This window comes from Microbacterium sp. PF5 (genome assembly GCF_004794315.1).
GTDB classification, from domain to species: domain Bacteria; phylum Actinomycetota; class Actinomycetes; order Actinomycetales; family Microbacteriaceae; genus Microbacterium; species Microbacterium sufflavum.
The window spans coordinates 24,363-34,568 of the sequence record NZ_SSDQ01000137.1 but is presented as its reverse complement, the minus strand read 5'-3'; the positions used below and the strand labels follow the sequence as shown (position 1 = coordinate 34,568).

8 protein-coding genes are annotated in these 10,206 nt (G+C 71.9%); 1 reads left to right on the top strand and 7 read right to left on the bottom strand.

Features of this window, described 5'->3' with window-relative positions:
- From DW297_RS12880 to DW297_RS12865, 4 genes are all read right to left on the bottom strand, one after another.
- Window positions 1–755: ATP-NAD kinase family protein (locus tag DW297_RS12880; RefSeq protein ID WP_205828294.1), on the bottom strand; the 755-nt coding region annotated here is incomplete at its 3' end.
- Window positions 752–2,335, bottom strand: coding sequence for an aminomethyl-transferring glycine dehydrogenase subunit GcvPB (gcvPB, locus tag DW297_RS12875; protein ID WP_136032991.1), 1,584 nt, complete (start codon window positions 2,333–2,335; stop codon window positions 752–754). The genes DW297_RS12880 and gcvPB, both read right to left, overlap by 4 nt.
- Entirely contained in the window at window positions 2,332–3,714 is a 1,383-nt protein-coding gene (gene gcvPA, locus DW297_RS12870; RefSeq protein ID WP_136032989.1) for an aminomethyl-transferring glycine dehydrogenase subunit GcvPA, read from the bottom strand. The genes gcvPB and gcvPA overlap by 4 nt, the downstream gene beginning before the upstream one ends.
- Window positions 3,711–5,792, bottom strand: a complete 2,082-nt coding sequence (locus DW297_RS12865; RefSeq protein ID WP_136032986.1) for a beta-galactosidase — start codon at window positions 5,790–5,792, stop codon at window positions 3,711–3,713. Before DW297_RS12865 ends, gcvPA begins: the two co-directional genes overlap by 4 nt.
- A 147-nt stretch (window positions 5,793–5,939) precedes the next feature.
- Between DW297_RS12865 and DW297_RS12860 the strand changes: the two genes are divergently transcribed.
- Window positions 5,940–6,596: a GntR family transcriptional regulator gene (locus DW297_RS12860; RefSeq protein WP_136032984.1), complete on the top strand. Its 657-nt coding sequence runs from the start codon at window positions 5,940–5,942 to the stop codon at window positions 6,594–6,596.
- A gap of 12 nt (window positions 6,597–6,608) precedes the next feature.
- On the opposite strand, the gene DW297_RS12855 is transcribed toward DW297_RS12860, so the two are convergent.
- From DW297_RS12855 to DW297_RS12845, 3 genes are read right to left on the bottom strand one after another with little or no spacing between them, the layout of a single operon-like run.
- Entirely contained in the window at window positions 6,609–8,300 is a 1,692-nt protein-coding gene (locus DW297_RS12855) for an amylo-alpha-1,6-glucosidase (protein WP_136032982.1), read from the bottom strand.
- Complete coding sequence (locus tag DW297_RS12850) at window positions 8,297–9,244, bottom strand: carbohydrate ABC transporter permease (protein WP_136032980.1); 948 nt, start codon at window positions 9,242–9,244, stop codon at window positions 8,297–8,299. Before DW297_RS12850 ends, DW297_RS12855 begins: the two co-directional genes overlap by 4 nt.
- Window positions 9,241–10,203 carry a carbohydrate ABC transporter permease gene (locus tag DW297_RS12845; protein ID WP_136032978.1) on the bottom strand — a complete coding sequence of 321 codons (963 nt, stop codon included), beginning with the start codon at window positions 10,201–10,203 and terminating at the stop codon, window positions 9,241–9,243. Before DW297_RS12845 ends, DW297_RS12850 begins: the two co-directional genes overlap by 4 nt.
- Between the last annotated feature and the right edge of the window lie 3 nt (window positions 10,204–10,206).

The window sequence follows — 10,206 nt, the reverse complement described above, 5'->3', positions numbered from 1 at the left end:
GCCTCGACGGCGGCGGCCTCGGTCGCGGGGGTCGGGGCCTTGCGCGCCTGCGTGCGACCGGCGTGCACGGGCACCCGCACGAGTCCGTACAGCGTCGGCTCGACCCTGGCCCGGCGCATCGCGGCCTCGTCGGTGTCGAGCACCTCGCGCTCCGCCGTCGGGAGCCCTCCGTGGTCGATCCAGTCGGCCGCGAGGGCTCCGGCCGCGCGCGGGCTCACCGCGAACACGGGCGAGTACATCTTCACGCCCGCGGGCACCCCGAGCACGGCCGGGGTGCCCGCGCGACTGCGGAGTTCGGTCGAGGTCCGGCCGGGAGCGGGAGCCACGGTCGCGCGACCGTCAGTTTTCTCCGGAGTTGTGAGCGCCGCAGCGAGGTCGAGCCCCGCGACCGCATCGCGCAGTGTGCCGTCACCCCCGACGACGAGGATCAGCTCGACCCCGTCCGCCGCGAGGGCCGCGACCGCCCGGGACGTGTCGGCGGCCTCGGTCCGGACAGCCTCCGCGGGGGTGGAGAGCACGCGGGGCCGGAGCCCGGCGGCGCGCACCGCGTCGGCACCCAGGACTCCTGCGGCCGTGGCCACCTCGAGCCCCGGGTGCCGCGCGGCCAGGGTCGTCAACGCCGAGGCCGCGCGCTCCTGCACACGCGAGCGCGCTCCGCGCTCGACGGCGAGGCGCTGCACCTCCGGGCCGTCGGAGCCCGCGAGACCCGCGGGTCCGCCGACGCCGGCGACGGGGTTGACGACGAGACCGATCACGACGCGGCGGCCTCCGCGGCGAAGTACTTGCGGCGGTACGCGCGCCACGTGACGGCCCAGCGCTCCGGGTCGTCGAGGTCGTCGTGGTGCGTGTGGTGCACGGTCTGGTTGTGCGGGGCGGTGCGCACGACCTCGGGGTTCTCCCTGGCCTCGCGCGCGACCTCGGCCAGCGTCGCGGCGTACTCGTCGAGCTCGCTCATGGAGTACGACTCGGTGGGCTCGAGCGTGAACGGCTGCGGCACCACGTAGGGGTGGTGGCTCGTCCAGTAGTGCATGCCGAAGTCGGTCATGCGCACGCCGATCTCCTCCGACGACACACCGGTCTCCTGGTAGAGCTCCTCCCACGAGTACCGCACCTGCTCGATGCGGCGGCGGCCGGTCGCGTACGGCGCCGAGGCCCCGGGGATCGCGAGCACCTTCGCCATCAGGTAGTTGTTGTTGAGCACCGCGGTCTCGGCGGCGGCGAGCAGCCCGTCCGCGCCGAGCGCCATGATCCACGAGTAGGCCTTCACGAGCGCGGGGATCACGCCGAAGAACGGCCCGACCGCGCCGATGGACCGCTCGCCCGCCTCGGCGACCGCGAACGTCCCGTCGTCCTCGCGCACCACGCGGGGGCCCGGGAGGAACGGGGCGAGGGCCGCGCTCACGGCGTTGGCGCCCGAGCCGGGGCCGCCGCAGCCGTGCGGGGTGCCGAACGTCTTGTGCAGGTTGAAGTGGCACACGTCGAACCCGGCGTCGCGGGCCCGGGTGATGCCGAGGATGCCGTTCGCGTTCGCCTGGTCGTACGAGGCCAGGGCGCCCACGGCGTGCGCGGCGTCGACCCACTCGCGGATCGCGGGGTTGTAGATGCCCGTGTCCTCGGGGTTCGTGACCATGATGGCCGCCGTGCGCGGGGACAGCGCCGCCTTGAGCGCGTCGAGCGACGGGTAGCCGTCGGCGTCGGGATACACCGTGATGACCTCGTAGCCCGCGGCCTTCGCGGCTGCCGCGTTCGAGGGGTGGCTGAAGATCGTGGTGATGACCTCCCGGCGCTGCTCCGCCTCGCCGTTCGCCTCGTGGTAGGCGCGGATCATCGCGATGTTCGACCAGATCGCCGCGGAGCCGCCCTGCGTGTGCAGCGAGACCTCGTCCATGCCGGAGATCTCGGCGAGCATCCGCTCCAGCCGCCACACGATCTCCAGCACGCCCTGCGCGTCGGCCGGGTCCTGGTGCGGGTGCATCGCGGTCAGCTGCGGGGTGCCGGCGAGCTGGTCGTTGATCTTGGGCGCGTACTTCATGGTGCAGGTGCCCTGACCGATGTCGACGTTGAAGTCGGCGCCGAGGTTCTCCTGCGACAGGCGCAGGTAGTGCTTGAGCACGCGCATCTGCCCCATCTCGGGCAGCGCGGGAGCGGCGGGGCGGCGCAGGGCGGGCGGCAGGTCGGCGACCACGTCGCCCACGGCGCTGCGGACCTCGGGTTCCACGGCCGAGACGAGCACGCCGCGCTCGCCCGGGGTGGAGAGCTCGAAGACGATCGGCTCGTCCCATCGGGCCTGCTGGAAGCGGCGGAGTGCCGGCTTGGGGGCGACGGGGAGGCTCATCGGTTCTGCTCCTCTGCGAGCTCGGGGGCGACGACCGCGGCGAGCGCGGACGCGAGACGGTCGATGTCGGACTGGGACGTGAGCTCGGTCACGCAGACGAGAAGGCGGTGCTCGTCCACGACCACGCCGGGCTCGATGCCCTGGGCACGGAGGGCGGACACGACCTCGGCGGCCGGCACGGGCAGCGTGACGGTGAACTCACGCAGGTGCACGGCGTCGTCGTCGAGCGTGACCCCGGGCAGCGCGGACAGGGACTGCTGCGCGTAGCGGGTGCGGGCGAGCAGTACCTCCCCCAGCTCGGCCATCCCGGCGGGTCCCATCAGCGACAGGTACACCCCGGCGGCGATGCCCCAGAGCGCGGCGGCCGTGCCGACCCACTCCTTCCCCTCCTCGCGGTGCGCGAACGAGGTGCGGTCGTAGGCGACGTCGCCGAACCCGTACTCTCCGGGCACGTCGGTGGTGGCGAGACCGAACAGGCGCGACGGCATCTCCATCACGAACCGGGGGTCGTCGTGCACCGCGATGAAGCCGCCGTGGGCTCCGCCGAACCACTGGTGCAGGCCGAGCGACTGGATGTCGCCCGTGACGATGTCGGCTCCGGCGAGCGCGGGCGGCGCGAGCACGCCGTAGCCGATGGGGTCGGTGCCCACCACGAGTACGGCGCCCGCAGCGTGCGCGGCGTCGGCGATCTCGCGGAGCGCGGCCTCGACCGCGCCCGTGGCGCTGGGAGTCTCGACCCAGACCGCGGCCACGTCGTCGCCGAGGGCCGCGCGGACGGCGGCCACGTCGGCGGTGCCGTTCACGGTGGGGAGGTGGTCAAGGGTCAGGTGCGCCCGGATGTAGTCGTGCACCTTCGAGGTCTTCGCGGGCAGCACGTCGCTGGCGACCAGCACGCGCGGGCGTCCCGTGAGGCGTCCGGCCATGGCGAGCCCGGTCGCGGTGGCCTGGTAGCCGTCGTAGGTCGGCACGTTCACGACGTCCATCTCCAGCAGCTCCGCCATGAGCGACTGGTACTGGAACAGCGCCTGGAAGCGGCCGTGGTCCTCGTACGGCTCTCCGGCGTAGGCGGTCAGGAACTCGCTGCGGCCGATCACCTCGTCCACGACCGCGGGCACGTAGTGGTTGTAGGTGCCCGCGCCGAGGAAGCTCAGGCGCTCCTGCGTGGAGCGGTTCTTCGCCAGGAGCCCCCGCACGTGCCGCGCCAGGTCCTGCTCGGCGACGAACGGCGCCGGCAGGTCGAGCGGGCGGCCGAGCCGCAGCGCCTCCGGCACGTCGGCGTAGAACTCGTCGACGGTCTCGGCGCCGACGGCCGCGAGCATCGCGGCGCGCGACTCGGGTGCGGTGTTGGGGATGTACGGATGCACGAACGGGGCGGTCATGCGTCCTCCTTCACGGGGATGGGGGTGGCGGTCGGGATGGTGTCGGCGCGGGGCGAGGCGAGCACGGCGACGCCGTAGCGGTCGAGGTCGAGCCGGTCGCTGTGCCGGGCGCCGGTGAGCAGGTCGACCCCGGGGCCGGGCAGCTCGACGGCGACGGGCGCGCGTCCGTGGTTGAGGTAGAAGGTGTAGTCGGTGGTGTCGTCCGCGCGGGTGACGATCTCCACGTCGAGGTCGACGTGGTCGCGCGCCGGAAGACCCGCGGTGCGCAGCACGTCACGGAACAGCGGCAGCATGCCGTCGTGGTCGATCATGGCGCTGACGTACCAGGCGGAGCCGCGGCCGACCGGGCGACGGGTCACGGCGGGGAGCCCCGCGAGCTCTCCGCTCGCGTACGTGCCCCGGACCTCGACGTCGTCGTCGGCCTCGATCCACTCGCTCCAGCTCGGGACGGTCAGGGTCTCGCCCGCGTAGGCGATCTGCTCCGTCTCACCGTCCGCGAGCGGCCACTGCTCGTCCACCTCGATGCCGAGCAGCGTCCGCAGTGGGCCGGGCGCACCGCCGTCGTGCACCTTCTCGGTCGCGTCGACCACCCCGGAGAAGGGCCCGACGACGAGGTGGCCGCCGCGCTCCACGAAGGCCGCGAGCGCGTCGGCGTGCTCCTGCTCCGCGATGTACAGGTTCGGCACCACGACCACGTCGTAGCGGTCGAACGGACCGGCGGCACGCACCGCGTCGACGGGCTGGCCGAGGGCGTACAGGGCCCGGTGCCAGGCGCGGGCCTGCTGCGCCCACTGCAGCCGCTGCGAGGGGAGCGACTCCGCGGCGCTCGATCCCCACCAGGAGTCCCAGTCGACGACGAGGCCGACGCGGGAGCGTACCCGGGTGCCGCGCACGGCCTCCAGCTTCTGCAGTTCGAGGCCGAGGGCCTTGGTCTCGCGGAAGCTGCGCGACCTCTCGCCGCGGTGGCCGAGCATCGAGGAGTGGAACTTCTCCTGGCCGTACTTGGCCTGCCGCCACTGGAAGAACATCACGGCGTCGGAGCCGTGGGCCACGGCCTGCAGGCTCTCCACGCGGATCTTGCCGGGGGCCTTGGGCACGTTCACGTCGCGCCAGCTGGTGGCGCTCGCCGACGACTCCAGCAGCAGCCACGGCTGCCCGTCCTTGAGCGCCCGCATGAGGCCGTAGTTGAGGGCCGCACCCACGTGCGAGGTGGGGTCGGCGGGGTCGGGGTAGGCGTCGTCGGTCACGACGTCTTCCACCGCGGCGAAGTCCCAGTAGTCGAGGTCGCGGAACATGCTCATGAAGTTCGTGGTCACGGCGATGTCGGGGGTGACCTCGTGCAGCACCTCGATCTCGATCTGGAACAGCTCCAGCAGCGCGTCGGAGGAGAACCGTTCGAAGTCGAGCAGCTTGGTGGGGTTCACCGGCCCAGGCGCGCGCTTGGGGGTCTCGATGTGCTCCCACGACGTGTAGCGCTGGCCCCACACGTTCACGCCCCACGCCTCGTTGAGGCCGTCGAGGTCTCCGTAGCGCTCCTGCAGCCAGCGCCGGAAGTGGCGGGCCGACTCGGGGCACCAGCACCGCGACGTGTGGTCGCCGTACTCGTTGGAGATGTGCCACATCGCCAGGCCGGGGTGCTCGCCGTAGCGCTCGGCCATGGCACGGGCCATGCGGGCGACGTTCTCGCGCCAGATGGGCGACGAGGGGCAGTAGGTCTGGCGGGACCCGAACTCGAGGCGGTGTCCGTCGGCGTCCCACGGCGCCATCTCCGGGTGGGCACGCAGCAGCCACGAGGGCGGGGTGGCGGTCGCGGTGGCGAGGTCGATCGCGATGCCCGCGTCCCACAGCAGGTCGATGATGCGGTCGAGCCACGCCCAGTCGTACACGCCGGGCTCGGGCTCGAGCTGCGGCCAGCTGAAGATCGGGAGGCTCACCATGTTCACGCCCGCTTCGCGCATCAGGCGGATGTCCTCGTGCCAGGTCTCCTCCGACCACTGGTCGGGGTTGTAGTCGCCGCCGAACGCGAGCGCATCCAGGCGCACGCGGCGGAGCGGCTGGTCGGCGCGGGGTCCGGACACGGAGGCTCCTCTCTGAGTCACGGGCCGCCGTGTCGGCGCTCTGGCGCATTCCGACGTCCCGCTGTATTCTGTATACAACACACTAGGTCGCCGTCCGGCCGGGCGTCAACCCATAGGCTGACGGGCAGGCGGCAGAAGGGGAAGGTCATGGCGATCGAACGCAAGAACCTGCGCTCGCAGGTGCGCGAGGAGCTGCTGACCCGTATGCGCGCCGGACTCGTGCAGCCGGGCGAGGGCATCAACGAGGTGCAGCTCGCGACCGAGCTCGGAGTCAGCCGCACACCGCTGCGCGAAGCCCTCATCGCCCTCGAGTCCGAGGGGCAGATCGAGAGCGAGAACGGCAAGGGCTTCCGGTTCGTGCCGCTCAGCGCGTCGGAGTTCCGCGACCTCGCGCCCGTCATGGCCGCCCTCGAGAGCCTCGCGCTCGAGCTGAGCCCGCCCGACGAGCTGCGGACGATCGGCGCCCGGCTCAAGGAGATGGCCGACGCCTTCGCCGACGAGCTCGTGGAGCACCAGCTCGTCATCACGAAGGACGACGAGTGGCACAGCCTGATGCTCTCGTCGTGCCCCAACACCCGGCTCCTCGCGGTGATCGACAGCGTGCGCAGCTCGTTCCACCGCTACGAGTCGCTGCTCGTGCCGGAGGACGTGAAGGTCGAGCGCGTCGCCGCCGAGCACGCCGAGATCGCCCGGCACCTCGCGGCGGGCGACGTGCCCGCCGCCGTCCAGGCCCTCAAGCTGAACTGGACGAACGGCATGCAGCGCATCCTCGACAACGCCACCAGCAGCTACTTCACCGCCTGACCCGGCCACGGCTCACCGCGACAGCGTCACGGCGAGGTCGATGAACAGCGCCGCCGACCAGCCGAACGCGATCGTGGCCGTGCGTGCCTTCTGACCCGTGCGCGGGTGGAAATACTCGTGCGGGCCGCCGCCGTGGATCACGAGCGCCACGGTCTGCTCCCGCAGCTGCCGTGCGCGCTCGGCGAAGCCGGACGCCTCCAGGCCCTCCGCCACGAGAGCGGCCGTGTTGACCCACACCGGGCCGCGCCACATCCGCTCCTCCGAGAAGTCGGGGTCGGATGCGGCGACCGTCGGCAGGCCCCACGGCAGCGCGAACCGCTCCGGGTCGTCCACCGCGGCACGCAGCGCACCGGCAATCTGCTCCGGCAGGGTTCCGGTGAGCAGCGGCATCAGGCCCACGACGGTGTCGCTCGTGAGCGTCTCGCCGCCGCCGAACGCGAGGAAGCGTCCGCGCTCGGGGTCCCACATGCGCAGCAGCAGCTCCTGCGTCGCCTCGGCGCGCTCGCGGAACCGGCTCGCGTCGGCGCCGGGCTCGTATCGGGAGAGCAGGTCGGCGAGCTCGCGGTCCTGCCGCACGAGGTAGGCGCCCAGGTCGGGGGCGGCCGTGGGAAGCGGGCCGTCGAAGATCGGGCTGTCGTCGAGACCCGAGGAATAGGGGTGTCCGTACTCGGGCATGCCGTCGTGGTCGAGATCGCTGCCCGCGAACCACCAGTCCTGCGAGCGGACGACCGTGGCGAGCTGGCGCCGTGCCCAGTCCGGGGCGTCTTCCACCTCCAGCACCGCGCGCAGGGCCCATGCGGCGAGCGGCGGCTTGGTCAGCGGCACGGGCGCCGTGGGGTCGGCGATCTGCGAGCCCGCGCGGCGCAGGTTCGCGCGGTCGCTCTCGGGCAGGTCGTCGCTCGTGGCGAGCACGCCCTCCTCGTGCACGACGTCGGGGAGCTGTCCGTCTGGCTGCGGGAACCGGAACGCGATGTCGAGCTGCTCGCGCGCGAGCGCGGGGTCGCCGTGGCGGAGGCCGACGGCGATGAAGTACGCGTCCCACTGCCACAGTCCCACGTAGCCGATCTTCGACGGCACGATCGCTCTGGCGTCGCCGAGGGAGGGCAGCTCGACGATGTTCGCGCCGAGCACCCACCAGCAGAAGGCGGTCATCTCCTGCAGGTCGTCGCGCACGCGCGGACACCGGGCGAACCAGTCGTCCCAGACGTGGGCCGTGGCGGCGAGGGCGGCCCGGTGATCGCCGGACTCGACCGTGACCGAGCGGTCGGGAGCGACGCGGAGGCGCAGTCCCTCTCCGAGCGCGTGCTCCTCGCTCCGGCCGTCCGGGCGCGTGAGCCGCACGCGCAGGCCGGGGTCGCCGCCGATGCTCAGCGTCGCCGGGTCGGCGAAGGTGAGCGTGGCACGCTGCGTCTCCGCACCCGCCCCCGGTTCGTGAGCGGGCGTAGCGAGACGAGGGGCCCCGAACGCGATCCTCTCGGGTCGCACGTCGGCCACCGGCAGCACGGCGCCGTCCGCGTCGAGCACCTCCACGAGGTCGAGCACGCGGCACTCCGACAGCCGCCGCTCGTACTCCGAGGTGTGCACGCGCACGCCGTCGCCCTCGCCGAACACGAGCACCCGCGACCGGGGCAGCGTGAACGGCGCGGTGATCAGGTCGAGGTGCCGGCCGGCGAGCCCGGCGAGGTCGAGGTCGTCGGCCATCATCGCCCGCCCAGGCCCGACGCGGCCATGCTGTTGAGGATCTTCCGCTGTCCGATCACGAACACGATCAGCATCGGCACGGTCGCGATGGCCGAGGCCGCCATGACCAGCCCGTAGTTGATCGAGCCGAACTGCCCCTGGAACGAGGTGAGCAGCAGCGGCACCGTGAACAGGTCGGGGGTGTTGAGCAGCACGAGCGGGAACAGGAACGCGTTCCACACGCCGAGCGCCGTGATGATGCTGAGCGCGGCGAGTCCCGGCTTGAGGTTGGGCAGCACGATGCTCCAGAAGATGCGCCACCGGCCCGCGCCGTCGACCAGCGCCGCTTCCTCCAGCTCGCGCGGCAGGGCGAGCACGAACTGCCGCATCAGGAACACCGCGAACGGGTTCGCGATCATGCCGGGCACGATCAGCGCCAGGTGCGAGTCCACCCACCCGATCTGCGACATCAGCAGGTAGAAGGGGATGAGCGTGACCTGCGCGGGGATCATCTGTGTCGCCAGGAACACGATGAACAGCACCTTGCTGCCGCGGAAGCGGATGCGCGCGAACGCGTAGCCCGCCATCGATGCGGTCAGCAGCGTGCCCACCACGACCAGCACCGCGATGTAGGCGCTGTTCAGATACGCCTGCCCGAACGGCACCGCGTTCCAGGCGTCGGCGTAGTTCTCCACCGTCCACGGGTTGGGGAGGAACTCGAGCGGGTTCTTCAGCAGCTGCGGCAGCGTCTTGAACGACGTCAGCAGCATCCACACGAACGGGAACACCATCGAGATGCCGGCGATCATGAGCACCACGTGGAGCGCGGTGGCTCCGAGGCGACGGCGCGCGCGGTCGGCGCCGGGCCCTCCGCGACCGCGGCGACGGTAGCCGGGGGCCGTGAGGGCGACGGTCGAGTCGGTCGCGGGGGCGGCCGGCTCGATGAGCGAGGGCGTCTGGAGGGTCATGCCGGGTCATCCTCGTAGTGGACGAACTTCTTCTGCGCGCCGAACTGGATCGCGGTGATGACGAGGGTCAGCACGAGCAGGATCACGCTCGCGGCGCTCGACGGACCGAACTCGAACCGCCCGAAGCCCAGATCGAAGATGTGGTAGACGATCGTGCGGGTGGCGTTGTCCGGGCCGCCGCCGGAGACGAGCACGTAGACCGTGTCGAACGTCTGCAGCGACGAGATGAACGCGATCACCGACGAGAAGAACACGATCGGGGAGAGCAGCGGCAGGCGGATGCCGGTGAACAGTCGCCAGGCGCCGGCGCCGTCGATGCGGGCGGCCTCGATGACCGAGGGCGAGATGTTCTGGAGTCCGGCGAGGAAGATCACCACGTTCAAGCCCATCGACGACCAGATCGTGACGATGCAGACCGCGAGCAGCGCGAGCTTGGGGTCCTGCAGCCAGTCGGGCGGGGTGATGCCGAACACGTTGGCGATGGTGGTGGACAGCAGGCCGTCCGCGCGGAACATCTGCTGCCAGATCATGGCGACCGCGACCGTCGACGTCACGACGGGCGCGAAGAACAGGATGAGGTAGAGCGTGCGGGTCTTGAGCCGTTCGAGCGCGACCGCGACGATCACGGCGAGCGTGAGGCCGATCGGCACGGTGATGACCGCGATCAGCAGGGTGTTGAGGATGGCGCGGCCGAGGAGCGGGTCGGTGAGCTGCTCGGCGAAGTTCGCGAAGCCCACCCACTCCAGGTCGCTCAGCCCGTCCCACTCCGCGAAGGCCAGCACCAGGCTGGCCCCGAACGGCAGGATGACGAACAGGGCCATGCCGAGCAGCTGCGGGGCGACGAACACGTAGCCCCAGCGGCGGTCGCGGCGGCGCCACGCGGCCTCGGGGCGCAGGGGCGGGGCGGATGCCGCAGGCTCGGCCTGCGGCATCCCTCCGTTCTCGGTGAGAGTGGTCACCGG